Origin of the sequence: Streptomyces inusitatus (assembly GCF_014651115.1) — a bacterium.
In the GTDB taxonomy this organism is placed as follows: domain Bacteria; phylum Actinomycetota; class Actinomycetes; order Streptomycetales; family Streptomycetaceae; genus Streptomyces; species Streptomyces amakusaensis.
Window position 1 is genome coordinate 130392 of the sequence record NZ_BMWG01000018.1, and the last position, 25171, is coordinate 155562.

The window sequence follows — 25171 nt, forward strand, 5'->3', positions numbered from 1 at the left end:
CGGAACCCTCACGCGGGCCCGACCTCCATCGGGAGCCCGCCCCTCATCCGGAGTGAGAGCATCGGCTCGGGCACCACACGGTGCCCGTTCGCCGTGCTCAGCCGCAGCTCCCTGACGACCAGAGCGGTGACGAAGACCGCCTCCATCATCCCCAGATTGCTGCCGACGCAGAACCGGGGTCCGGCCCCGAAGGGGATGTAGGCGTACCGCGAACGGCCGCCCGAATCGCCGAGGAAGCGGCCGGGGTCGAAGCGCTCCGGATCCGGCCAGAAGCCGGGATGCCGGTGCAGGGTGTACGGGCAGATCAGCACGTCCGCCCCGGCCGGCACGTCGTACCCGCCGATCACATCGGCCTCCTGGGCCCGCCGGGTGAGGATCCACACCGGCGGATAGAGCCGCATGGCCTCCTGCACGACGGCCGTGATGTACGTCAGTTCCCGCAGATCCTCGTGCTCGGGCAGCCGGTCCCCCAGCACCGCCCGGGCCTCGTCGCGGGCGCGCGCGGCCACCTCCGGATGCCGGTCCAGCAGATGGAAGGTCCAGCTCAGCGTGGACGCGGTCGTCTCATGACCGGCCAGCAGCAGGGTCACCAGCTCGTCGCTGAGCCGCTGCCGTCCCGCCTCGGGGCCGCCCTGGCTCTCGGCGGCCCCGATCATCTGGGAGAGCGCGTCGTCCCCGACGGCGCCGCCCTCCCCGCCGTCCCCGGCCGCCGGACGGTGGTCCGCCACCAGCAGATCCACCACCCGGTTCAGCTCGCGGCGCGCCCTGCGGAAGCGCATCTGCTGGGGCAGCGGCGCCCAGAGCGGCACCGCCCCCTGCGTGATCATCTCGAACATCGCCTGGTCCTGCACCACCTCGAAGGCGTGCGCGACCGAGCCGTGCGCCGTCAGATCCGTCTCCAGCAGGGTCCGCCCCAGCACCCCCAGGGTGAGCCCGGTGAACTCCTCCACCACATCGACGGGCCCCGCGCCCCGGTAGGTGCGCAGCCGGGCGACCAGCCGCTCGGCCTCCTCGGCGACCACGGAGGCCTGGGCGGCGATCCGCTTGTGCTGGAACACCGGCTGCATCCGGGTGCGCTGCTCGCGCCAGATCCGCCCCTCGCTGGTCAGCAGGCCGTCGCCGAGGACCCGTCGGGCCTCGCTGAGCCCGATGCCCTTGTGGTAGTTGGCGGTGTTGTCGGCCAGTACGTGCTTGGCGTGCTCGGGGTGGTTGAAGATGTACAGGGTCCTCGGCCCGATCGCGACCCGGACCGCGTCGCCCAGCGCGGCGGCCTCGCTCATCAGCCCCAGCCGGTCGGTGGCGAGCTTGGCCAGCAGTCTCGGCAGCGCCCGGCGCGGCGGGCCCGGCGGGGTGCGGGGCGGGGTGCGGGGCGGGGTGCCGCCCGGCGGCCCGGGGAGCGCCTCGGTCGTCATGCCGCCTCCGTCTCGTCGGCCAGCCGGCGGAACCGGCCCTGGAAGAAGACCAGCGCGCCGTCGGACTCCGTACCGCCGGACTCCGTACCGCGCTCCAGCGACAGCACCTCGCCGAGGAAGACGGTGTGGTCGCCGCCCTCGTAACGCTCCACGAGCGCGCACTCGAAGCGGGCCAGCGCGCCGTCGATCAGCGGGGCCCCGTCGGCCGCCCGGCCCGGCGTCCACGGGACCGAGGCGAACTGCGAGAGACCGGAGGGCCTGGAGTGGTCCGCGAAGTGCCGGGCCACCGCCTCCTGACGGTCGCTCAGCACGGACACCCCGAAGTGGGACGCCGACTCCAGCGACCGGTGCATGGTCGCCTCGTGCTTGACGCAGATCAGCAGCAGCGGCGGGTTCAGCGACACGGCGGTGAAGGAGTTGGCGGTCATCCCCCGGGGCACGGGCCCCCCGGTCGTCACCACCGTGACGCCGGAGGCGAACTCCCCGAAGGCGCGGCGCAGGGCCTTGCCGTCCGTCACGGCCGGTTCGGCGGCGGGCGGGGCCGGACGGGCGCTCATACGGCCCTCCCGGTGAGCTGCGCGGGCCGGGGCCGGTACGGGGCGAGCGCGTCGAGGAGCGCCTCGGGCACCGTCACCGGCACGGTCGCGCCGTTGGGTCCCCGCATACAGGCGACCCGCTGCCGCCCCCGGGCGATCAGGGTCTCGCCGCCGGACGGCTCCAGCTTGACGTAGTCGAAGGTGAACTCCAGCTGGGTGCTGGCGATGTCGGCGAGCCGCATCCGGATGGACAGCTCGTCGAAGGCGGTGATCTCGGCGAAGAACTCGCAGTCGACCTTGAGGGTGAAGAGCTTGAGATCGCTCTGCACCTCGGCCAGCACGGCCGGTGCGCGGAACTTGAGGAACATCTCGCGGCACCGCCCCTGCCAGCGCAGATAGTTCACGTAGTACACATTGCCGACGAGGTTGGTCTCCTCGAAACCGACCGTGTGCCTGTGTTCGAAGTAGTCCGTGTGGTCCGTCATGGCCTGTGACCGCCTCCTGTCAGTATCGCGAACACGACCTTCTCCGGTACGCCCCGCACCGCGGTCGCCAGCGTCGCCACCCGCAGCTCTCCCGAGGCGAACACCCGCCAGCCGTCCCGTTCCACCGGGGTCAGGGTGAGGGGCGCGTGGGTGGTGAGCCCGGCCTTCTGGAGGCACTCGACGGCCGCCCACACCCGGGTCGCGGCGGTGTCCGCGTCCTCGCCCGGCCGGGTGAGGACCCGGGCCAGCGGGGCGTGTCCGCCGAGCAGACCCGCCCACTCCTCCTCGGAGCGCGCCACCACGGTCTCGACGTCGCAGCCCACGGCGGCGGCCGGGGAGCCTCCGGAGGCCGGGGAACCGTCGGGGGCCGGGGAGCCCACCACGCAGAGCGTCAGCCCCGCGCCGTGCGAGGACGACAGCGGTACGCCGCCCTCCAGTTCGGGCCGCCCGTCGGGTCTGCGGACCGGTTCGACGGGCCGGTTCAGCGCGCGTCCCGCCGCGAGCGCGGTACGGGAGCGCCCGCCGGATCCGGTCGCCGCGTCCCCGTCCGGTTCGACCACGACCGCGACCCGGCCCGAGGTGAGATCCCCGACCGCCCGCTCCAGATAGGGGCCGAGCAGCACCGGCGACCAGGGCCCCGCGCCGTCGCCCTTGCGGACCGCGCGCAGCCGCAGCCCCTCCCAGCGCTCCACGATCGCGCCCTCGGCGGTGCGCACGGCGATGTCGTACACATAGGTGTCGCCGTCCTGGGAGCGTTCGACGGCGCAGTAGCGCAGCTCCCCGGCGTCGGCCGGTTTGTCGCCGCAGGGGTGGATCCGGTCGACGGCGACGGGCAGCAGGGTGGCGTCCGGGACGCAGACCTGATTGCCGTGCATCAGGGCGTCCCGCATGCCCGGGTCGCCGAGCAGCAGCTCCCGGGGGAGGAAGCCGGCGAACCAGTCGGCGGACTGCTCGGTGGCGATCACCGCGTCGACGTGCCGGGCGGCGGCCCGGTGGTAGCGCCGCAGCCGGCGGAAGCGGCCGGACTGGAAGAGGACCGTGCCGTACAGCTCGGCCGCCGGGTCGAGCGGCACCTCGGGCAGTCCCTCGGTGGGCTCCGGCGGGCCTTCGGGCAGCTCGTCGCCGTCGGCCAGCACGAGCCTGGCCCTGAAGTGCTCGGCTGCGAAGCCCGTGTCGGCGCTCTGGATGACCGCCTGGACGGTGTCGTCGCCGGTGACGACGACGGCGACGCGGATGGTCGTCGTCCCGTTCGGGGGGACCACGATGGGCCGCAGGAACTCCGCGTCCTCGATGACGGGGGCCCGGGTCCAGCCGGTGACCGCGGCGGCGGCCTGGGCCATCGCCTCCATGCCCATGACGGCGGGGAAGAGGAGATTGCCGTCGAGGAGATGGTCGGCGAGATAGGGGTCGGTGCCCGCGTTCAGCTCGACCTCGGTGACCAGTTCGACCCCGTGGTAGCGGAGCAGGGGCTTTTCGGCGAAGCGCAGCAGCGGCAGCGGCGGTACGGCGTGACGCACGGTGTCGATGGTGCCGGTGCGGCCGCTGATGACGACGGTGGTGGGTGCGTCGGGGTCGGCGACCAGCCGTCGCATCAGCTCCACGCCCTGGTCGGTGGAGATGGGGGTGATGCCGTCGCGGACCAGGGACTCGACCACGGAGAGCCGCTCCCCCATGCCGGTGCCCGACCAGACCGACCACTCCATGCACAGGGTGCGGCAGTCGGGCCGCTCGCGGGCGAACTCCTCGGTGAGGTCGGCGAGCCATTCGTTGGCGGTGGCGTAGTGCCCCTCGCCGCGCAGCCCGGCCCGGCCGATGATGCTGCCGAAGGTGACCAGCAGCTTGAGCCGGGCGGGGTCGACGGCGGCGAGCACGGCCCGCAGTCCGTCCGCCTTGGGGGCCAGGGTGCGCCGGAAGGCGTCCCGGTCCAGGGAGGCGATGGCGGCGGGCTCGTTGCGCCCCGCGCCGTGCAGTACGGCGGTGACCGGGCCGAGTGCCGCGGTCAGCTCCGCGACCGCGGCCCGGACCTGCTCCGGGTCGGTGACATCGGCGCGGGCGTACCGCACCTCGACGCCCGCGTCGGCCATCCGGCGCAGATTCGCCGCGAGTTCCTCGTCGGCGGCCGGGTCGGAGCGGCCGAGCACGGCCAGGCGCGCGCCGTGGTCGCGGGCGACGACGAGGGCGCACTCCGCGGTGATGCCCTTGCCGCCGCCGGTGACGAGCAGGACGTCGGAGGCGTCCAGCGGGGCCTTCGTACGGGCGGGGGTGATGGGCAGCGGGCGCAGCACGGGGACGCGCCGGAGGCCCTCGGAGTCGTAGTGGGCCTCGGTGAAGCGGGTGGTGGCGGCGGTCTCGGCGACGACCCGGTCGACGGCTTCGGCGACCGGGGGCGTGTGGACGACGGTGACCCTCAGCCGGGGGGTCTCCAGCCGCAGGGTCTTGGCCAGTCCGGCCGCGCCCCGGCCGTGCTGGACCAGGACGTACCGCCGTCCCGCCGTGCCGGACGCGGCCTCCTGGGCTCCGGCGAGGGCGAGTGCGAGGTGTTCCTCGGTGCAGTCGGGCGGCAGGCAGACGAGGGTGCCGGGGCCGACTCCCGCGTTCTCCAGCCGGGTGCGCAGCTCTTCGGCGAAGGGGTGGTCCGCGGCGGCGTGGAGCCGCCAGGGTCCGTTCTCCTCCTCCTCGGCGGCGCGCCCGGCGAGGGGCAGTTCGTCGTGGTCGACCGCGAAGGGGCGGGCCCAGGCGGCCGCGCCGGAGATCACGGCGGCGGCCCCGTCGTCGGGCAGTCCGGTGGCGGCCAGTTCCTGGAGGGCCTCGGCCAGCTCCCGCACGGTGGCGGTGGCGAAGTTGACCGGGGCCTGGGAGGCGGGGACGCCCAGTTCCTGGGCGGCCTGGTTGACGATCTGTCCGACCGTGATGGAGCTGAGGTGGAGGTCGTCCAGGAGGGTGGTGTCCTCCCCCACGGTCTCCAGGGGCAGTTCGGCGCGTTCGGCGACGAGTCTGCGGAGCAGGTCGAGGCCGTTCTCACCGGCCCCGGCGCCCTGTCCCGCGGGCTGCCGGGGGGCGGTGTCGCGCGGGGTGTCGCCGAGGTCGATCTCGGGTGCCCGCTCGCAGGGGCTGGCGAAGAAGGTGAATTCGGCGCCGACCTCCAGCGGGCGGCGCAGCCGGTCCTCGAAGAGCCGGTCGTGGCGGAGCGGCGCGCCGACGGCGTAGGCGGCTCCGGCGGCCCGCAGGAGTCCGCGCAGCGATTCGTCGTCGGTGTCCAGGGAGAGGGCGGGTACGTCGGTGATCTCGGCGGCGAGTCCGCCGAGGACGCGGCCGGGGCCGACCTCGATCAGCAGGTCGACGTCTTCGGCGGCGCGCCGCAGGGCGGCCTCGAAGCGGACGGGCTCGGTGATCTGGGAGCGCAGCAGGCCGGGTACGCCGGTGTCGGCGGGGAGTTCCTCCCCGGTGACGGTGGAGATGATCCGGCGGCCGACGGGGCCGAAGGGCTCGTCGGCGATCCGCTGGTGGAGGAGTTCGGCGGCGGGGGCGACCAGGGGTGAGTGGAAGGCGTGCGAGACATTGAGCGAGGTGTGGACGACTCCCCGGGTCCGGGAGACGCGGGCGAGCGCGTCCAGGGCGTCGGCGGGTCCGGCGACCACGGTCGCGCGGGGTCCGTTGTAGCCGGCGACGACGACCGGGAGGTCGCCGATGAGGTCGGCGGCGGTGTCGGGGTCGGTGGCGAGCGAGGCCATGGAGCCGGGGGCGGCGTGTTCGGACATGGTGGCCCCCCGGGTGCGGGCGACCTTCAGCAGGGTGTCGGTGTCCATGGCCCCGGCCCAGTGCAGGGCGGTGATCTCGCCGAGGCTGTGGCCGACGGCGACCCGGGCGGTGAGGCCCAGCGCGTCCAGGGTGCGCAGCCCGGCGACGGATCCGGTGACGATCCTGGGCTGGGCGACCTCGGTGGCCACCATGTCTCCGCGCAGGGGGAGTTCGGCCGCGTCGTACACCTCGGCGGCGGAGCTGAAGCGGCGGCGCAGCATGCCGCCGCTGGTGCCGCGTCCGGAGCCCTGGCCGGGGAAGAGATAGCCGATGCGGCCGGGGCGTCCGGCGTGGCCGAGGAAGGCGTTCCCCTTCGCGGGGAGGTGTTCGGTGCGGCCTTCGTCGAGCGCTTGGATCAGCTCGCGCAGCCGCTCCTCGGCGTCCCTCGGGGAGGAGACGACGGCGGCGGCCCGCCAGGGGGCGTCGCGCAGTTCGCTCTGGAGGGTGGCCGCGAGGTCGGCGAGTTCGGCGTAGGAGACGGCGGGGACGAAGTCGGCGATGCGGGTGAGGCGTTCGCGCAGCGCCTCCGGCGAGTCGGCGTCGACGAGGAGGAGTTCGGTGTCCTGGGCGGAGGCGGCGAGGGTGCGGGTGCGGGGGGTGAGTCCGGCCGGGCGGGCCGGCCCGCCGGTGGCGGGCCGGTCCAGCACGATGTGGGTGTTGATGCCGCCGAAGCCCATGGCGGTGACTCCGGCGCGGACGGCCTGGCCGCCGGGCCAGGCCTCGGCCCCGCGCAGGGCGCGCAGGGCCGCGCCGTCGCCGGTGAGGATGGGGTGGGGGTCGACGCAGCCGATGGCGGGCGGCAGTACCCCGGCGTCGACGGCGAGCGCCGCCTTGATGAGTCCGGCGATGCCCGCGGCGGCCTTGGTGTGGCCGATCATGCCCTTGATGGAGCTGATGGCGGCGGGGGCCGCCGTGGGGTCGGCGGCCCGGCGGGCCTGGGTGAGGGCCTGGAGTTCGGTGGCGTCCCCGACGGCGGTGCCGGTGCCGTGGCCCTCGAAGAGCGGCACCGTCTCGATGCCGAAGCCCGCCCGCTCGTAGGCGCGGGTCAGGGCGAGCCGGTAGCCGCTGATCTCGGGGCGGGTGATGCCGCCCTGGCCGTCGGAGGAGATGCCCCAGCCCGCGATGGTGGCGTAGACGCGGCGGCCGCTCTCCAGGGCGTCCTGCTCGCGCATGAGCACGACCATGCCGCAGCCCTCGCCGGGCCAGAAGCCGTTGGAGCCCCGGTCGTAGACCTTCATCTGGCCGGTGGCGAGTGCTCCGGTCTTGGCGAAGCCGATGATCTCGAAGGGGTCGATGGAGAGGTCGACGCCGCCGGTGATCGCGATGTCGATGTCGCCGTCGAGCAGGGACTTGGCGGCCTGGGTCACCGAGAGCAGCGAGGAGGAGCAGGCTCCGTCGACGCTGTAGCCGCCGCCGTTGAGGTCGAAGTGGTTGCAGATCCGTCCGGCGATGGTGTTGGAGAGGCCGCCCGCGAGGGAGTCCTCGTCGACGGGCGGGAAGGGGCTTTTGTACGAGGCTTCCAGCCCTTCCAGGAAGGGGATGATCCGGTCGTCCTCCCAGCCCTGTTCCCTGAGCGCGGCGGCCGTCACCCGGCGGACGTAGGGCCAGCGCAGCCGCATGGTGTTGGCGCGGGTGAACTCGCCGGTGAGGGTGTTGCCGACGATCACTCCGGTGCGGTCCTTGGGCATTCCCTCGCCGCCCGGGAAGCCGGCGTCGGCGAGGGCGCGGCCGGCGATGTCCAGCGCGAGCCAGTGGGTGAGGTCGGTGGTGCGGTAGGTGCTGCCCGCGACCCGGTGGCCGAGCCGGTCGAACTCGTACCCCTCGATGACGGCGGCGTCGCGGGCGTAGAAGCGGTCGGGGGCGGTGGGGTCGGGGTCCCAGTAGTCCGACTGCCGCATGCGTTCGTCGGGGAGCCGGCGGAAGGCGCGCCGGCCCGCGAGGGCGTTCTCCCACAGCTCGTGGGGGTCCTCGGCGTCGGGGTATCGGCAGGCCATGCCGACGATGGCGATCCGGTTCATGCGAGTACCGCTTTCTGGCCCGTTTCGGCCGGCTCGTCGCCGGGGGTCGTGGTCGCGGGTGGTTCGACGGCCGGGGCGGCGGTGCGCCTGCGCTCGGCGAAGTCGGTCCACCAGTGGTAGCCGCCCCGGATGAGGCAGACGGCCGCGGTGGCGAAGAAGATCCCGTAGGCGACGCCGAGCGCGGTGATCACCCCGTACATCAGGGCCACTCCGCCGCCGAAGGCGATCTGCGCGGCCGGGCGGGAGGGGGTGGTGCCGGGGTCGGTGATCATGTAGTTGGTGAAGAGGACGAAGGCGACTCCGGTCATCATCGCGAGGGCCGCGGGGATGGCGGTGCCGAAGATGAGGCCGCGCAGGATCGCCTGGAGCGCGAAGCCGCCCACCCAGGCCATGATCAGCCACATCCGGTTGGTCAGCTTGGCGTTGAGGAGGGTGCCCGCGGCGATGATGATGCCGGGGATGATCCAGTCCCAGGCCCCGTCGACGTACTCGGTGAAGTGGTACGGCGGGGCGATGCTGGCCCAGGGGAAGAGCAGCAGGATCATCGCGATGCCGAAGTTGGACGGGTTCATGTAGTGGCGGTCCTTGCCCCGGACCGGGGCGCGCAGCACCCATTTGGTGGCGACGGCGACCACCACACCGAAGATCATGACCCAGACGCGGTCGTTGACGTAGGTGAGCATGTTGAGGGCGAGCGCGGTGATGTGGGCGGGGAAGAGGAACTCCATGACCCCGCGCGCGCCGTTGCCGAGGAAGCGGGGGGCGCGGCCCTCGACCCGGGCTCCGACGATCTCCAGCGCGATCTCCACGGTGTAGCCGGTGAGCAGCGCGAGAATGGGCCAGAGCCAGGGCTGTTCGAAGCCCAGCACGGTGTAGCCGAGGATGTTGAAGATCGTGATCGACATGGCGAACCGGCGGAGCGCCGTGGTGACCTTGGGGTCGTGGCGGGGCGCCTGGGCGGGCCCGGCGGCGGGGGCGGCGGTCTCGGGGGCCGGACCGGTCGCGGTGAGTCCGTTCTCGCTCATCTGGGTCACTTCTCCTTCACGGTCGCCGCGAGTTCGAGCGTGTGCCGGCCGGGGCTGAGCCGGAGGGTCTCCTCGCGCACCTGTCCGTCGCGGTCGCGCCACTTGAGGCGGGTCTCGACCGGTCCGGTCTGCTTCCCGAGGCCGATGTGGACGTCGTGGGCGCGCTTGCCGGAGTGGCCGCCGCCGCCGTCGACCCGGCTCACCCGGCGGGTGCCGTCGGGGAGGACCACGGTGACCTGGGCGTCGACGACGGGGGAGCCGGAGGGGTGCAGCAGCCGCAGTCCGAGGGACTCCCCGGCGTTCGGGGCCTTGTTCTGGTAGAAGACGGGCTCGGCCCACTGGCGGGCCACCGCCATGTCGAGCCGGCCGTCGCCGTCGGTGTCTCCGGTGGCGATGCCCCGGGTCGGTACGGGGACGCTCATGCCGAGTTCGGAGGCGACGTTGGCGTAGCGGCCGTTCTCGCCCTTGACGAAGAAGCGCAGGGTCTGGTCGCCGCCGAGGTCGTCGTTCTCCCGGACGTTGGGCCAGAACAGCGGGTTGGAGGTCAGTCCGTCGTTGGCGGTGGCCAGCTCCTGGAGCTGCGGCCAGCGGTTGGTCTTGCCCTTGACGAAGCCGGTGGTCTGGGCGATGGCGAGGGTGCCGCTGTTGTCGAAGTCGCCGGTCTTCACGTCCCAGCCCCAGCCGGACCAGGCGAGATTGAGCGGGGCGCTGCGGTCCTCGTAGAGGGCCTCGCCCTTCTTGAACTTCGAGCGGAGCCTGTCCTTGCTCCCGGAGGCGTCCATGAAGGCGAAGTTGCTCTCCTGGATGCCGAAGGAGGTGGTGATGTTGCTGACGAACATGTCGTAGCGTCCGTCGCCGTTGAGGTCGCCGAAGTCGACGCCCATGCCCTTGAAGGAGCTGGTGCCCAGCCGCTTGGACTTGGGGACGAGAGCGTCGCGCGGGGCCTTGACCACGGCGTACTCGATCTTCCCGGGGCGGGAGCGGTTGTGCAGCAGCTGGCTGTTGCCGAAGTCGTGGGCGAGGAACATCTCGGGGAGCTGGTCGCCGTCGAGGTCGGTGGCGGCGGCGCCGAGGGTCCAGCCGGTGCGCACCTCCCTGGGCAGGGCGTCGTCGATGTGCTCGAAGCCTTCCGGGGTCCAGCGGAAGAAGTGGTCCTCGCCGCCGTTCTCGGCGTGCGACAGGGATTCGTTCATCTCCACGCCGCCGTTCTTCGACGGGTCGAGCACGGGGCTGTCGGGGAAGTAGTTGCCGATGAAGATGTCGTCGTGGCCGTCGCCGTCGAAGTCGGCGATCGTGGTGGCGTTGCTGTTCCACTGCGGGCCGTCGTAGGTGTCGGCGCCGACGCCCTTCATCAGCTCGACGGGCTTGTAGGAGGCGAGGGAGCGGCCGTCGGCCCCGGGCCGTGCCTCGAAGACGATGGGGGTGCGGCCCCAGTAGTAGACGAGCAGATCGGTCCGGCCGTCCTCGTTGAAGTCACCGGCGGCGCAGCCCATCGGGGCCATCACCGAGCTCATCGGCAGCGGTGCGGGGTTGAGGACGAAGGGCTCGTAGCGCCCGGCGCGGGAGTCCGGCGCGGGGGTGACGGCGACCTGGTCGATCCGCGGGTCGGTGACGCACAGATCGTTGGGCAGTCCGTCGTTGTCGGCGTCCGTCATGGAGACGCCCGCGCCGACCGATGAAATCCATCCGTCGATGTGCTTGTACTTCTTGTTCACCTTGCGGACCGTCTGCTGCGGATATCCGGAGGGCAGGGCGATCGATTTGGCGTCGAAAGCGAAGGGCTCGGCACTCTTCTCGATTTCGGCGGCCGATGGCTCAGGGAGCTTGACGGCGTAGAACATTCCCACCATGAGCACCATTGCGATTATGCCGGGCATTCTCCGGTATGCCCACGATCGTGACTCCATTGAATCAGCACCTCCCCATCGAAATGAATGTGTCCGCTATACGCCTGCGCCACTGCTCGTAGGCGAGTGAATCGACGCTCTCTTTTCCGGTGGGCCGCGTCGTGACACAGAGTTCGGACGCCTCCTCCGGTGTCATTCCGCAGAGGAACGCGGTGGCGGCCCGGGTCCCCGGGACGACGAGCCCGGCCCGCACCCGGGCCTCGGCGGCGAAGGCCGAGCCCTGGAGCAGCGAGGCGCGGTGGTCGCCGGCCCGCTTCAGCAGCAGCCTCAGCTCGTCCTCGCTCGCCCCGGCCGCGTAGGTGGCGGCGAGCCCGATGCCGCCGTAGAGGTCGGAGTGGCGCACGGCGGGGAACGCGTCCGCCAGATCGGCCACCCGGCCGGGGTCGGTGCCGCCGATGAACCACAGCGCCCGGCCGATGCCCTGGTCGATGGCGCGCCGCGCGTAGGAGGCGGTGCCGTGCGCCCAGTTGAAGTGGGGCTCCTGATAGCGCTGATGGACATAGCGGCCGGTCTTGAAGTACGCCTGGTGGAAGCCGTAGCCGTCGAGGATCAGCCAGCGGAGCAGCGGATCGGTGGCCGAGATGTCGGGCCACAGCGGCCTCGGCAGCCGGGCCATCGCCCAGCCGATCCCGACATACGCCATGTACACGTGGTCGTCGCCGCGGCCGGCCAGCATCCCGGCGAGCCGCTTCGTCCGGGTGACCGGCAGCGCGTCCATGATCACGCAGCCCATGGCCGCGCCCTCGTAGGCGAAGCCCCGGAACTGCGTCGGGACCCGTTCGAGATTCTCTTCCATTTCCGCTGTCGAGCGTGTCTCGACAGCCTCTCCATACCCGTGGAGGAATTGCTTTCCGACCGTCTCCAGCAGCTCTGTGGCGGCCGGCCCCTTGTTGTGGAACCCCCTCTTCTCGATTTCTGTCTCTGATGTGGATGGTGTGAGAATGCGACGCCTGAAGGCGCGCAAAAGAGCCGTCACAGTGCTCTACCGCCCCTCGTCGAGAAAACTCGGATGCCCGGGGTATGCCGTTCGAATCTACACAGCAGGGCCGTGGAGGTGTCTACTTCGAATGTGCTCAGGGAGCGTCGGAAAGAATTCTGGCGCGGACTTTCTCGCGCCACAGTTCATAAGCGGGCCGCGCGCCCGGGGAGCCGTCCGGGACGGAGCTGTCGTCCGCGAGCCGGACGGCCGCCTCGACGGTGAGGGAGGCGAGCGCGGCGGTGGCGGCGTGGGTGTGCTCGGGCACCGTGCCCGCGTAGTCGCGGGCCTTGGCGGCGAACACGGCCCCCTGGCCGAGATGGTCCCCGTACGCCTCGCCCGCCGCCTCGCGCAGCGCCCGGAACCCCTCGGGCGCGCAGCAGCCCGCGAAGGTCGCGGCGAGCCCCACCCCGCTCCACAGATCCGCCCGGCGGTCCTCGGCGAACCGCTCCACCGCGTGGGCGACCCGGGGGACGTCGGCCCCGTGCATGAACCACAGGGCGCGCCCGATGCCCTGGTCCACGGCGCGCGGGAAGTAGCCGGGCGAGCCCTCCCAGGGGTACGGCTCGGGCCGGCGCTGCTCGTCGACCCAGCGGCGGGTGTGGAAGTAGGCGAGGTCGAAGCCGTATCCGTCCACCGCGAGCCAGCTCATGACGGGGTAGTAGTCGGAGCCGGTGAGATCGGGCAGCACCTTCTTCCACAGGATCCTCGGCAGCCGGGCCATCGCGAAGCCGATGCCGATGTAGTTGAGGAAGACATGCTGCCGGGCCGCGCCGCGCAGCAGGTCGGCGGCGCGATGGCCGCGACCGGGGCCCATGGCGTCACGGATCGTCAGGGCCATGGTCGCGCCCTCGTAGACGAAGCCGCGCAGCTCCGGTTCGACCAGGAGGGTGCGGCGTTCGGTCTCCCAGGGGCCGCGTGCGTCGATGGCCCACTCGAAGCCGCAGACCACGGCCTGCGGTATCGCCTCCAAGCGGCGGGTCAGCTCCGTGGAGGGGATGCCGAACCCCCGTGCGGAGAAGCCGACCTCCTCCAGGGGAGGCGCCATCAGAAGCCTGCGGAGCGATCCGAGCGTGGTCGGCATGATCCCCTCCTGCCATGGACATGACGTCGTCGCCGTTAACCGGTGACGGTCGTTCCATGGTCGGACCGCGCGAGGGAAAGGAGCATCCTCCCCCGTGCGCTTCTCGCCACGGGGGAGGAAGCGGGGACGGAAGGGGCTCGGGAGGGGTGCGGGAAGGGTGCGGGAAGGCCGGGGGCCCTCAGCGGGCCGTGCTCCTCGGCTCGCGCCGGACCGCGATGACGCCGACGCGCCGCCACAGCCCGTGGAAGGAGGCCGGGCGGGCCGCCGGGCCGGTGGCCGGAACCCGTACCCGCAGGGCGCGGTGCTCGATCTCGCAGCTCACCGGGGTGGCCAGCCGCAGGGCCTCACCGTCGACCGCGACCGGAAGCGTCGGCTCCGAGGAGGAGACGGTCACCCGGCGGGCCGTCGTGACGGAGAGGCTCATCGCCTTCTCCCCGAGCAGCGCCAGCTCCGCCGCGTCGGCGGGCCCGGTGACCCGGATGCTCCGCACCCCGAGCCTGCCGGAGTCCAGCCGGGGGCGGGTGCCGAGATCCGCGAGCCGGCCCGCCGCGTACGGGTTGTTGCTGACGAGCAGCGCCTGCGGCGGTACCAGGGGATCGCCGTCGGCCTCGGCGGTGAAGGCCGCCCCCGCGCCGCCGGAGAGCAGCTCGGGCAGGACCTCCAGGATGGTCGCGGCCTTGGCCTCGCGGTAGGCGGGGCGCTGCACGATGTCCGCGTACGCGCCGAAGGAGACCGTGTTGACGAAGGGCCGGCCGGAGACCGAGCCGAGGTCGACCCGGATCTCCAGGCCGTGGGCCAGCGCGTCCAGGGCCCGGGCCGGGTCGGAGAGATCGAGTCCGAGGTCCATCGCGAAGTGGTTGAGGGTCCCGGCGGGGATCACCAGATGGGGTACGTCATGGGCGCGGGCGACCCCCGCGACCAGCGCCTGGGTGCCGTCCCCGCCCGCGACTCCCAGCAGATCGGCCCCGTCCGCCACGGCCCGCCGGGCGATGGCCGCGACGTCCTGCGGACGCGAGGTGTCCAGCACGACGACCTCGCACCCCAGCGCCCTGGCCTTCGCGGGCAGATCGAAGGAGAGGACCTTGCCGCCGCCGGAGCGCGGATTCATGATCAGTACCGGGTGCCGCGGGGGCGGCCGGAGCTCCGCCCGCGCCCGGGCCGGGCTCCGCCTCCGCAGCGCCTGCCGCGCGCAGGCCAGCCCCGCCGCCCACAGCAGGGCCGCGGCCAGCGCGTAGACCCACAGACCGCTGCTGAAGAACAGCACCAGCACCACGACGACGGCCACGACCGCGAGCAGCAGCCCCAGCACCCTGCGCGGGCCCCGGTACGCGAGCCCCCACCAGGCCCCCGCGCCGACCGCCCCGAGCCCGGCCAGGGCCGCCAGAAGCAGCCCAAGACTGCGCGGTCCGGCGGCGGCGAGCAGCAGCACACCGATCGAGACGGCCCCGGCGGCGCAGCACAGGGCCGCGATGGCCGGAAGCCGGGCGGACGTCGCCCATCTCGCGGTCCGGGTCATCGTGGCAGCCTCCGGCCCCAGGCTATTCCCGGCCCGGACACGGTGCACCCGGAGCGCCTCCCCGTGCCGCCTCGGCTCAGCGGATGCCCAGCCGGGCGCTCACCCAGTGCGGATCGGGCACGACGGTGAGGATCGCCGACACCACGACGATCAGCGCGAGCACCGCGAGTTCGGCCCTGGCCGGGATCTGGGCGTCCAGCCGCCCGCGCCTCATACGGTGGCGCGCGAGCAGCGCGAGGGCGCAGGCGAGCCCCACCAGCAGCAGTTTGGCGATGAGGACCCTGCCGTACGCGGAGGTCAGGACGGCGTCCGGGGGCAGTTTGCGCAGCGTCGACGCGGTGCCGGTGAGAGCGAGCAGCGCGAGGAGCCAGGCCGCCGGGCGGGCGTAGCGGACGAGTACGGCGAGCGCGTCGGCCCGGTCGGCGCGGCGCAGCCACATCAGGCGCAGGGCGTGGAGCAGTCCGCCCGCCCAGAGGGAGGCCGCGGGCAGATGGACGGCGGTGAGCGCGGCCCCGATCTCGGGCGTGTACTGCTCCGGGTGGGCGCGCAGCGCCTCCGCGCCGATGACCAGGGCCAGCGGCACCAGGGCGAGCGCGGGCCTGCGCAGGGCGAGACACCCGGCGGCGGCGAGGAAGCCGTTGGCGCTCAGCAGCAGGAGCCGCCCGTCGCGGGTGCCGTACGCCGTGGCCATGTCGATGTCGCTGACGGACGCGAGCACCGCGATCTGCCCCGCCGAACCGGCCGCCCCGGCGAGCGCCGCGTACAGCGACCAGGCCCGGGGAGCCGGTCCGCCGGCCGTGAGCCGCCCGCCCGCGAGTTCGCCGAGATGGACCGCGAGCGCGGCGAAGACCGCGGTGCGCAGCAGGGTCGTGGTCCCGGCCGCGGGTACGCGCAGCTCACCCGTCCCACGGGCGGCGAGCGGGCCGCCGAACAGGGCGGCTCCGAGCGCCACGAGCGTCACCGCGAGGGCGAGCGCGGCGAGTCCGCGACCGGTGCGCCGCGCGGCACGGCGGCGTGCGGCCCGGCCGGGGGCGGGGGCCAGTGCTCCGGGGGTGGTCACTTCATGATCGTCACCGGGGGGCTTTTTCATGGCAAATCAAACTGGTCCGGATGTCCCGGACAGCCGGAGCGGTTCCCCGGCCGTCCGCCGGGAAACCGCTCCGGTCGCTCAGACCTGGTTCTTGTTCAGCGAGGCCCAGAACTCCTCGAAGGTCAGCTGACCGTCGCCGTTGGCGTCCTTGGTCTTGATGATCGCCTCGGCGACCGTCTCGGTGACATTGAAGTCGCCCAGCTGCGCCATCACGCTCTTGTACTCCGCCGCGGTAATCCGGCCGTCGCCGTTCACGTCGTACCGCTCGAACGCCTTGCGCGCCTCTTCGATGTCCGCCACTGCTTCGCCCCTCCTGGTGCACTTCTTCCGCACTACTGACGGAGATCAGATTATCGGGACAGCGGGGGCACTCCGTCCCAGGGGCGGACCGTCCCAGGGGCGGACCGTCCCAGGGGCGGACCGTCCCAGGGGCGGAGGGGATGATGCCGCCATGAACGAGAGCGATGAACTGGCGGGGATACTGCGGGCCGCCGAGCGGGGGAGTTTCCCGCCGGCCGATGGCGGTACGACGGTGATCGGGCAGCCGAACGCCCGGGACGCGGGGGTGCTGGCGTTCACCGCGCACTCGGTGGTCTTCACGGACGAGGATCCCGGGTGGGTGCGGGAGCGGCTGGCCCGGACCCCGGCGGATCCGCTGGCGGCGGCGATGAACCCGGTGTTTCTGGCGGCGCTGCTGGAGCGGACGGGCCGGGTGATGGAGACGGTCGATCTCGTCTCGGCGGCCGGTGCGCTGCCGGGCGGGCCGGGGCTGGCGCTGCGGGAGATCGAGGACCCGGACCATCCCCGGGTGGTGCGGGCGAGGGCGTACCGCGACGGGGTGCGGGTGTGGGCGGCGGACGGGGGGCTGCTGGTTCTCGGCCGGGGGCTCGCGGGCCGCTGGGAGGCCGCCGTCGAGGTGGACGAGGAGGCGCGGGGCCGGGGGCTCGGACCCGCGCTGGCGCTGGCGGCCCGTCATCTGGTGCCCGGCGCGGCGGTGTGGGCCCAGCAGTCGCCGGGGAACGCCCGCAGTGTGCGGGCGTTCCAGGCGGCGGGCTTCCGGCCGGTGGGCTCGGAGGCGCTGTTCGCCGCGGTCGGCGAGGGGCCTCAGCCCACGGGGTAGGACTCGCGCCAGGGCTCGTAGTGCGGGTTGTCCTGGCACTCGTTCATGATCTCGATCTTGCGGGCGCGGTCGACGGGGCAGACGCCGACGATGAATTCGCGGGCCACTCCGCCGGGGAAGGCGACCTCGACCTGGGAGGCGTACTTGTGGGTGTCGCCGATGGTCTCGTTGACGTCCACGCCGCCGGGCGCGTCGACGTAGTAGTTCCAGCCGCTCTTCCAGGACTTGTACAGGTCGTGGTCATAGCTGGTGGAGACATAGGGGGACGGCTGGTTGACCAGCACGTACTTCTCGATGTCGTACTGCCCGTCGATGGGGGCCTTGGGGTGGAAGCCCTCCTCGAAGATCACTTCGGGTCCCCGGCCGTCGGAGCGGTAGAGCTGGCGGCAGTTGGTGCGCCAGACGGGGTAGGGGGTGATGCGGTCGGTGTCGACGCGGGTGTCGGCGGCGGCGTAGAGGCGGGCCTCGACCCGGGGACAGGAGTTGGCGGGGGCGGCCTTGAAGGCCGCCGTCCGCACGGCGGAGACGGGGGCGGGGGCCGGGGAGGCGGCGGAGGTGGCGGCTGCGGGAAGCAGGGCGGCGGTGAAGGTGAACGCGAGGACGAGGGCGCGCCGCCGCAGACGAGTTGTGATCATAGGGATCACCATCGCGGGCCTGCGGTGACGCCCCCGGCACCGTCACCCGCGCGTGGGCGCGCCGGGGCGCGGGGCTGACGCGGGCGGGGGGAGTCGCGCACCATCGGCACTCTCCCGGGCGGCACTCCGGAGTGAGCTGCTCCGCCGACGGCCGGCCGGTCACAGGGTTCGGCGGCGGAACTCGCGCGCGGGTGGCTCAGGGCCGACGACGATGGCGGTGGCGTCGTCGCGGCAGCCCGCCCCGTCCGACGCGGCGGCGTCCACGATCGCGTCGGCGAGGGCCTGCGGATCGGCGGCGTGCTCGCGGGCGAGGGCCTCCAGCGTCCCTCGGCCCAGGTCGGCACCGTCCGAGACAAGCAGCAGCATCTCCCCCGCCGGGGCGGTGGCGGCGGCCACGGTTGTCGCGACCGCCGTTCCAAGGCCGACCCGGAGGTCGTCGCCCACTCCCTGCGGGACGGTGCGGGCAGTCAGACGCCGACCGTCCCAGCCGTACGCGACCGAGTCCCCCGCCGCACAGATCCTCGGCGGCCGGCCGGGACGGAGCACCGCGACGACGATCGCTCCGTCGGGCAGGGGCCCGGCCCCGAGGCCGTCTCCCGGATCGGCCACCAGGGCGGCGGCGTCGAGCACCGCGGCAGTGGCTCCATAGCGTGCGCCGATCGCCGCCGCCCTCCAGGCCAGACGCTCGGCGAGCACGGGTGCGCCGGGGTGGTGTCCGGCGATGTCGATCAGGGCTGCCGCCACGGTGCCGTCCGACGCGGTGAACACGGACGCGGCGTCGGCGTTGTTCTCGCCGGTGCCCTGCCGGGTGGCGGTCGCCACGACGATGGCGGGGTTGTTCATCGGCGGCCGTCTCCGGAGCGCTGTCCGGAGCACCGGGGGCAGCCGCAGGGCGGATAGCCGGACGAGATCGGTACTTCCCGCGGCCCGGGCGGACCGCCCGGGCCGCCGACCACGATCCTCGGCGAGACGGGGCGCTTGGTCCCGTCCCGGCCCATTCGGTACACCTCAAGCGTCATCACGCGATCCACCCGTTCCAGGTCTGTGATCAGCACTGACGACGACGGTATGAGCGCAGCAGCGGAAGAGGGGGCACAGTTTGTGCCCCCTCTGTTCAGCGGGTGTCAGGCGGCGAGGAGGCCGAGCTTCTCCGCGAGAGCTGATGCCCGACGGCGGTGGTTGGGGTTCTTCGACTCGACCTCCTCCAAGATGATCATCTTGGCGTAGCCGTTGTACTTGATCGTCTCCGGTGCCGCCTTGTGCGCCTTCGACAGAGTCTCCACCGCCACCTCTGGCTGCCCGTTGAGCTGGTACGCCCGAGCCTCTTCGATCCGATGCCTGGCCCGGCGCGGCCGGGACTGAATCGTGGCAGTGTCCGACTTGACGGCCTGCCGCACCGACTCCCCGCCCTGGCGGAGTTCAACAGCGATAGTGACCGCGTGCGCGCCCATGATGGATCGGCCGAAGCTGGTGACGGGGTGGAAGTAGTCCCCCGGCAGGCGCTGGGCCGTCTCGCGGGCCTGATCCCAATGCCGCCATGCCGTGCCGGTCTCCTTGCGGCGCGCAGCTGTGTACCCAGCCTCGAACGTGAGCGCGCCCGAGATGGCGAGGACGTCGTCGCTCGCGTCCGGGAGCAGCGGTTTGAGATACGCCAACGCCGCCGAGGTGACCGCGTCGGCCGCGTCGAAGTGGCCGGGGCCGGCGTCCCGGTGAGCCTGGGCACTCAGCCAGGCGGCGACGCCGATGGCGTGCGGGTCCTCGGACTCCTGCGCGGCGACCATGCCGCGCTCCGCGACGCGCCACAGCAGTGCGGCGTCGGGCTGGTAGGCCACGAAGAACTGGGAGAGCGAGTACACCTCGGAGAGGACTGCCTGCGCTGCTCGCCTGCCCTCCGTGGTGTCGGCCTGCCGTACCGCCATCTGGGCATCGCGGATCAGCTCCGGCAGGAGCGCACCCACGACCTCGCGGTGCTTCGGAGAAGAGTGCCGGGACGACCAGGCTCGGGAGAGCCGCGCCGCGAGATGCGCGGTAGAAGGGGCTTCCCGGTCAGCGGTGAGCACCAAGGAGTCGACGGCAGCCCGGACCGCGCCGAGTCGGGGATGGCCAGGGCCGGTGAAGAGCGAGACGGGCACGGACTGATCCCCCGTGAGGTCGGAAAGGTCCCGGACACGGAGTACGTCAGCGAGCCGCAGTATGACGTCGAGCTTCGGCGTCTTCAGTCGGCCCGTCTCCAGGGCCTTCACCCATGAGTCGGAGCGGCCCATCAGCCCTCCGAGCTGATCTCGGGTCACGCCTCTACTAGTGCGGAGAATCTGAAGCCTTTGCCCGAATGCCAACGGGTCGGCGTAAGGGTCCGGGGTAGCATGAGATGACACGGCCTTGCCCCTCTCTGTCCAGCTCGTCACTGCCAGAGTAAGGGGCGAGGCCATCGTCGTGTCAGTGGTCAGATCACCGGGGTGGTGCCTGTTCCGGAGCCGCGCCGATGCCCCCGTACTCTGCGCGGCACGGCCGCTATCGAACTGACTGACGAGCTGATCGCCCTGGAGTGGGCCGCCTGGGCGGAGATCCAGGCCCGCGAGCTGACCGTGGAAACCGCCTGGGCCGTCCAGTGGGCGATCACCCTCGCGGGCCTGCGGTGACGCCCCCGGCATCGTCACCCGCGCGTGGGCGCGCCGGGCGCGGGGCTGACGCGCGCGGGGAGGTCCGGGCCAGCTTCCGCTGCTCTTTGATGCGCGCGCCGGTGTGGCCGTCGTCGGGCAAGGGCATACCGGTCTCCGTTCCTGACTCGCCGTCTGGAACGGTACCCGCGCGGCCGCGTGGTGGCCCCTGCATCGCCCCCGATCCGTCCCCGGACCGGAGGCGGGCTCATGTGATCGGATGGACGCATGACGAAGACGCTGTATCTGTTCGGGAGCGCCGCGCCGCCGGTCTTCGAGATCGGCCAGGTCATTCGGGATCTTCAGGCGCGCGGGTGGGACGTGTGCCTCGGGTTGACGCCGACGGCGGCCGACTGGCTGTCCGAAGAGCTGGTGGACCTGAAGGGGCTGACAGGGCACCCGGTGCGCTCGCGGCACAAACGGCCTGGAGAGCAGGATGTGTGGCCGAAGGCGGATGCGATCCTCTTCGCCCCGGTGACAGCGAACAGCCTGAACTCCTGGGCTCTCTGTCTGACCTCTGTATTCGTGGTCGGGGTGGCGGCGGAGGGCATCGGCAAGGGCATCCCGACAGTGGCCATGCCCTGCGTGAACGCGGCCTATGCCGCCCACCCGCAGATCGACCGCTCGGTGGAAATTCTCCGGGAGGCCGGGGTGGCGGTGCTGTACGGCCGGGATGGGTTCACTCCGAACCCTCCAGGGGTGAAGCGACCCTATCCCTGGGCGGCGGCGCTGCGCGCCGTTGAGCGGCACGCCCCGGCGCTCTGACGGACGCCCCGACAGAGCGCCGGTGGGCGATCACCGTCGCGGGCCTGCGGTGACGCGCCTGCGCGCCGGGGCGCGGGCTGACGCGGGCGGAAAGCTCCGGTCAGCGGAAGACGCCGGTGTGCCCCAAGGAGTAGCGGCCGGGCTGGGGGTAGACGGCGAGTCCGTGCGGGCCGCCGCCCACCGGGATGCGGGCCAGTTGTTTGCCGCTCCTGGTGTCGATCGCGTACACCTCGTCGTCGTACCGCCCCGACAGCCAGAGGACCTTGCCGTCGGCCGAGACTCCGCCCATGTCGGGGCTGCCGCCGTCGGGCAGCCACCACTTCTTGGTGAGCCCGTTCTTGGCGAAGTCGAAGACGGAGATGGATCCCTCGCCGCGGTTGGGGATGTACATCTCCCGGGAGTCGCGGCTGATGTAGAGCCCGTGGGCGCCCTCGCCGGTGGGGAGCAGCTTGGGGGTGGTGAACTTCTCGCCGTCGAGCACCCACACCCCGTGCGCCATCATGTCGGCGATGTAGAACGTCCCGCCGTCCGGGGAGATCTTCACATCCTGGGGCATCGCCCCCTCGAAGGGCAGTTTCTGCTGGGCGACGACCTCCATCCTCTCTGTGTCGACCTTGAGCAGCTCGCCGGAGAACTCGCAGGAGACGATGAAGTAGCGGCCGTCCGCCGAGAAGTCGGCGTGGTTGACGCCGAAGCAGGAGACCGGGGTGGTCTTCACCCGGTTCATGGTGTGCGGGTCGCGGAAGACCAGTTCGCGGTCGAGGGAGGCCATGACGACGGCGTACTTGCCGTTGGGCGTGAAGTAGAGGTTGTACGGGTCGTGCACCTCCACCGGGTCGCCCGCGGCGCCGGTGGCCGGGTTGATCGGGGTGAGGGTGTGGCCCCTGTTGTTGTTCACCCACAGGGTCTTCAGGTCCCAGGAGGGGACGACGTGCTGGGGCTGGACGCCGACCGGGATGGTCTCGACGACCTCGTAGCTCTTGGGGTCGATGACGGAGACGGTGTTGGAGTTGGTGTTGGGGACGTACACCCGGGAGGGGTAGTTCCGCACCACCGGGGAGAGCAGACCGGGCCGGTCGGCGGCGTAGATGTCCTTGGGGTCGAGTACCGGCGGCATGCCCGGCAGCCCGGCCGGGACGACGGGCTCCGGTGCGACCAGCGGGACCGCCGCCCCGGTCCTCCGGGTGTCGCCGGCCGTCGGGGAGCCCTCCCCGGCGCAGCCCGCGATCAGGGCGAGCAGGGCCCCGGTGGCCAGGGTGCCGGCCCGCCGGGTGAGTCTCAGTGGAGTGATTCGTCGGTGCATCAGCTCAGCAGCTCCGTGGTGGTCACCGCGCGCAGTCCGCGGCGGTCGAGATCGTCGAGGAGGGCGGGCAGCGCGGCGACCGTGTCCGCGTGGCCGAAGTGCAGGCTCACCACGGATCCGCGCCGGATCTGCCCGGTGACCGTACGGGTCACGGCCGCGGCCCCGGGCGAGGTGAAGTCGAGGGAGTCGAGGTCGTACGAGAGGACGTGCGGGTAACCGGCGCGCTGTGCGAGCCGGATGAGCGGCTCGGTGGCGTGCTGGGTGCGGGAGGGCCGGAACCAGGTGCCGATGGAGCCGGTGAGCCGGTGCAGCCGCCGCGCGCAGCCGGTGATCTCGGCGTAGGCCTCGTCCTCGGGCATCTCGGTGATGCTCAGATGGCGCTGGGTGTGGTTGCCCAGGTCGTGGCCGCCGTCGAGGATCCGGCGGGCGAGGTGGGGGTACTGGTCGAGCCAGCCGCCGATGGCGAGGACGGTGACCCTGGCGTTCGCCCGCTCGGCCTCGGCGAGGAGGGCGGTGGCGGTGGCGGGGTCGCCGCCGCCGTGGAAGGTGAGGGCGACCCGGTCGCGGTCGCGGGGGCCGTGGGTGATCTGCGCGGGCAGGCCCGGGAAGCGGCGGGCGGCGGGGGCGGCCCGGCCGCCGGGCGGGGGCGGGGCGGCCGGGGAGGACGGGGCGGCCGGGGAGGGCGGCGGCACCGTCCCGGCCCGCGGGGAGCCGTCGGTGCCGCCGGTACAGCCGGCGAGGGAGGCGCACACGGCGGCCCCCGCTGCGGAGCGCAGGGCGCGGCGGCGGTCGATCGGGGTCACGGGAAGGCAGCGTAGGGGTGAATGGTGGAAATAAGGATGATTTGCGCATTGAATGAACCCTGCGGGTCGCGGAGCCCGACCTGAAGCGGATCAAGGAAATATTCAACAGAAGGGAACTTTATGCAGCATTTATGAGGCGAGTGGCCCACCTCACCTGCGATTCACAAGTAATCTATGGCTATTCATCACATTTGTCCGAGTAGCGGATTTTGGTACGGAGGCCCCCGTCTGCCATAGTCGGTGGCACGACCCCCATTGACCCGGGCCAGGTCGTCTCTGTCGCCGTGGTACACCCCCCCGATCCACGGCGCTTCACAGAAGCCCCCCGGCGCCGACACCCTCGGACCGCGCGGGGGCTTCTGTGCGTTCCGGGCCGAACCAAAGCAGAAGGACTCGGGCACTCAGGGCGACGGGGTCGCGTACCGCTCGGTGATCCGCATCTCGAACCAGGTCGTCTTGCCGCGCGGCAGCAGATCCACGCCCCACCGGTCGGAGAGCTTGTCCACCAGGAAGAGCCCCCGCCCGCTGACGTCCATCGGCTGGACCGGCAGCAGACAGGGCAGCCCGCGCGAGGGGTCGCGCACCTCGATCCGGATCCAGCCCCGGCGGCGCAGCATCCGCAGCCCGAAGACCCGGGCCCCGGTGTGCCGCACGGCGTTCCCCACCAGCTCCGAGACGAGCAGCACCGCGTGCTCGGCGGTCTGCGCGGAGAGCGACCACTGCCAGAGCACGACGGAGTGGGTCAGCCGGCGGGCGGTGGCGGCGGATTCCGGGCGGGAGGGGAGCCGGACCTCCCCCTCGGTGGGGTTGCCGTACAGCTCCAGCGCCCTGAGGGACTGTTCGTCCTCGATGGCGGCCATCCACCGGGTGGCGACAGCGCTGTCGGACTGCCGCGGTTGCTCCACACCTTCGAGGCCCGCCATACCCCCCATCATGGCCGCAATGAGGGAGTTCCGTGGCCGTTCCAGCGGAACAGGGGGGCCGGGACGCCCCTGCCCGGAGGAGCCCCGGGCATATGACCATGGCGTCATGCGGGTTTCCGCTCCCCCACTGAGCTGCGTTGACACCCTGTCAACAACATATGTCGGACCGTCCGCCCCGGGATCTCCCCGAGATCTCCCCGGGGTTTTCTCCGTCCGGATTTCGGGCTCGCACCGCGTTGACGTCATGGGCGGATGGCGGGCGATTCCGCCAACAGCCCTCCATTCAGCGGAATTTCGCCTTACCGGGACCGTCCTCCACAAAGCTCCGCATCCCCGTCTCCCGGTCCTCGGTGGCGAAGAGACCCGCGAACCAGTTCCGCTCGATCGCGAGACCGGTCTCGATGTCCGTCTCCAGACCCGCGTCGACACACTCCTTGGCGGCCCGCAGGGCCAGCGCGGGCCCCTGCGCGAGCTTCGCGGCCCAGGCGCGGGCCTGCTCGTACACCTCGGCGGCGGGCGCCACCCGGTCCACCAGACCGAGCGCGAGCGCCTCGTCCGCCCGTACCTGACGGCCGGTGAAGATGAGGTCCTTGGCCCTGGACGGGCCGATCAGCCGGGAGAGCCGCTGGGTGCCGCCCGCGCCCGGGATCAGACCGAGGAGGATCTCGGGCTGGCCCAGCTTGGCGTCCTCGGCGGCGATCCGGAAGTCGGCGCAGAGCGCCAGCTCGCAGCCGCCGCCCAGGGCGTAGCCGGTGACGGCGGCGACGACGGGCTTGGGGATCCTGGCGATCGCGGTGAACGACTCCTGGAGGGCGCGGGAGCGGACCACCATCGCGGCGTGGTCCATCTCCCGCATCTCCTTGATGTCCGCGCCGGCGGCGAACACCTTCTCCCCGCCGTAGAGGATCACCGCCCGCACATCCTCGCGGCGGGTCGCCTCCGCCGCCAGCTCCAGCAGCCGGTCCTGCACGGCGATGTTCAGCGCGTTCATCGGCGGACGATCCAGCCGGACGGTGGCGACGCCGTCCAGGACCTCGAAGTGCACAGTCGCAGTCGTCATGACAGGAGGTTAACCGCCGCTAACGACAGCGGGCGATGCCGCTGCTTCTTCCACCGGG

General features: G+C 72.4%; 21 protein-coding genes. 3 read left to right on the plus strand and 18 right to left on the minus strand.

The genetic code is table 11. The features are described 5' to 3' along the window. Positions 1-8 precede the first annotated feature (8 nt). The 11 genes from IE247_RS24305 to IE247_RS24355 form a co-directional block, all read right to left on the minus strand. Positions 9-1412: a cytochrome P450 gene (locus IE247_RS24305; RefSeq protein ID WP_190125378.1), complete on the minus strand. Its 1404-nt coding sequence runs from the start codon at positions 1410-1412 to the stop codon at positions 9-11. Further along, positions 1409-1969 (minus strand): flavin reductase family protein, encoded by a 561-nt coding sequence (locus IE247_RS24310; protein WP_190125379.1) that lies wholly within the window; start codon positions 1967-1969, stop codon positions 1409-1411. The genes IE247_RS24305 and IE247_RS24310 overlap by 4 nt, the downstream gene beginning before the upstream one ends. Beyond that, entirely contained in the window at positions 1966-2433 is a 468-nt protein-coding gene (locus tag IE247_RS24315; RefSeq protein WP_190125380.1) for an acyl-CoA thioesterase, read from the minus strand. Before IE247_RS24315 ends, IE247_RS24310 begins: the two co-directional genes overlap by 4 nt. Then, positions 2430-8249, minus strand: coding sequence for a type I polyketide synthase (locus IE247_RS24320; RefSeq protein WP_190125381.1), 5820 nt, complete (start codon positions 8247-8249; stop codon positions 2430-2432). The genes IE247_RS24315 and IE247_RS24320 overlap by 4 nt, the downstream gene beginning before the upstream one ends. Further along, positions 8246-9274 (minus strand): enediyne biosynthesis protein, encoded by a 1029-nt coding sequence (locus tag IE247_RS24325; RefSeq protein WP_229869317.1) that lies wholly within the window; start codon positions 9272-9274, stop codon positions 8246-8248. Before IE247_RS24325 ends, IE247_RS24320 begins: the two co-directional genes overlap by 4 nt. Positions 9275-9279: 5 nt before the next feature. Continuing rightward, complete coding sequence (locus IE247_RS24330; RefSeq protein WP_190125413.1) at positions 9280-11124, minus strand: CRTAC1 family protein; 1845 nt, start codon at positions 11122-11124, stop codon at positions 9280-9282. A 61-nt stretch (positions 11125-11185) separates the two neighbouring features. Further along, positions 11186-12157 (minus strand): DUF1702 family protein, encoded by a 972-nt coding sequence (locus IE247_RS24335; RefSeq protein ID WP_190125382.1) that lies wholly within the window; start codon positions 12155-12157, stop codon positions 11186-11188. A 97-nt stretch (positions 12158-12254) separates the two neighbouring features. Beyond that, entirely contained in the window at positions 12255-13241 is a 987-nt protein-coding gene (locus IE247_RS24340) for a DUF1702 family protein (RefSeq protein ID WP_190125383.1), read from the minus strand. A 178-nt stretch (positions 13242-13419) separates the two neighbouring features. Then, positions 13420-14757 carry a diacylglycerol/lipid kinase family protein gene (locus IE247_RS24345; protein ID WP_190125384.1) on the minus strand — a complete coding sequence of 446 codons (1338 nt, stop codon included), beginning with the start codon at positions 14755-14757 and terminating at the stop codon, positions 13420-13422. Between the two features lie 76 nt (positions 14758-14833). Beyond that, positions 14834-15847, minus strand: a complete 1014-nt coding sequence (locus IE247_RS24350; protein WP_190125385.1) for a CopD family protein — start codon at positions 15845-15847, stop codon at positions 14834-14836. Between the two features lie 78 nt (positions 15848-15925). After that, on the minus strand, positions 15926-16147 hold the full coding sequence (locus IE247_RS24355; RefSeq protein WP_190125386.1) for an EF-hand domain-containing protein: 222 nt from the start codon (positions 16145-16147) through the stop codon (positions 15926-15928). 151 nt (positions 16148-16298) lie between these two features. Between IE247_RS24355 and IE247_RS24360 the strand changes: the two genes are divergently transcribed. Continuing rightward, on the plus strand, positions 16299-16967 hold the full coding sequence (locus IE247_RS24360; protein WP_190125387.1) for a GNAT family N-acetyltransferase: 669 nt from the start codon (positions 16299-16301) through the stop codon (positions 16965-16967). Here the strand turns inward: IE247_RS24360 and IE247_RS24365 are convergent. From IE247_RS24365 to IE247_RS24375, 3 genes are all read right to left on the minus strand, one after another. Next, positions 16952-17602 (minus strand): ADP-ribosyltransferase, encoded by a 651-nt coding sequence (locus tag IE247_RS24365; RefSeq protein ID WP_190125388.1) that lies wholly within the window; start codon positions 17600-17602, stop codon positions 16952-16954. The two genes, IE247_RS24360 and IE247_RS24365, sit on opposite strands and share 16 nt — an antisense overlap. A gap of 159 nt (positions 17603-17761) precedes the next feature. Continuing rightward, positions 17762-18445 carry a SpoIIE family protein phosphatase gene (locus IE247_RS24370; protein ID WP_190125389.1) on the minus strand — a complete coding sequence of 228 codons (684 nt, stop codon included), beginning with the start codon at positions 18443-18445 and terminating at the stop codon, positions 17762-17764. Positions 18446-18726: 281 nt separating this feature from the next. Further along, positions 18727-19977, minus strand: coding sequence for a helix-turn-helix domain-containing protein (locus tag IE247_RS24375; RefSeq protein ID WP_190125414.1), 1251 nt, complete (start codon positions 19975-19977; stop codon positions 18727-18729). An 81-nt stretch (positions 19978-20058) separates the two neighbouring features. Here IE247_RS24375 and IE247_RS24380 point away from each other — a divergent pair, with 81 nt between their 5' ends. Together IE247_RS24380 and IE247_RS24385 are read left to right on the plus strand one after the other, a co-directional pair. Beyond that, complete coding sequence (locus IE247_RS24380; protein WP_190125390.1) at positions 20059-20241, plus strand: hypothetical protein; 183 nt, start codon at positions 20059-20061, stop codon at positions 20239-20241. Positions 20242-20487: 246 nt separating this feature from the next. Continuing rightward, positions 20488-21024, plus strand: coding sequence for a flavoprotein (locus IE247_RS24385; protein ID WP_190125391.1), 537 nt, complete (start codon positions 20488-20490; stop codon positions 21022-21024). A 100-nt stretch (positions 21025-21124) separates the two neighbouring features. Here IE247_RS24385 and IE247_RS24390 read toward each other — a convergent pair whose 3' ends face one another. The 4 genes from IE247_RS24390 to IE247_RS24405 form a co-directional block, all read right to left on the minus strand. Next, entirely contained in the window at positions 21125-22327 is a 1203-nt protein-coding gene (locus IE247_RS24390) for a YncE family protein (protein ID WP_190125392.1), read from the minus strand. After that, on the minus strand, positions 22327-23130 hold the full coding sequence (locus IE247_RS24395; RefSeq protein WP_190125393.1) for a polysaccharide deacetylase family protein: 804 nt from the start codon (positions 23128-23130) through the stop codon (positions 22327-22329). The genes IE247_RS24390 and IE247_RS24395 overlap by 1 nt, the downstream gene beginning before the upstream one ends. Before the next feature lie 401 nt (positions 23131-23531). Next, on the minus strand, positions 23532-24065 hold the full coding sequence (locus tag IE247_RS24400; RefSeq protein ID WP_190125394.1) for an ATP-binding protein: 534 nt from the start codon (positions 24063-24065) through the stop codon (positions 23532-23534). Positions 24066-24336: 271 nt separating this feature from the next. Further along, entirely contained in the window at positions 24337-25113 is a 777-nt protein-coding gene (locus IE247_RS24405) for an enoyl-CoA hydratase/isomerase family protein (protein ID WP_190125395.1), read from the minus strand. Positions 25114-25171 lie beyond the last annotated feature (58 nt).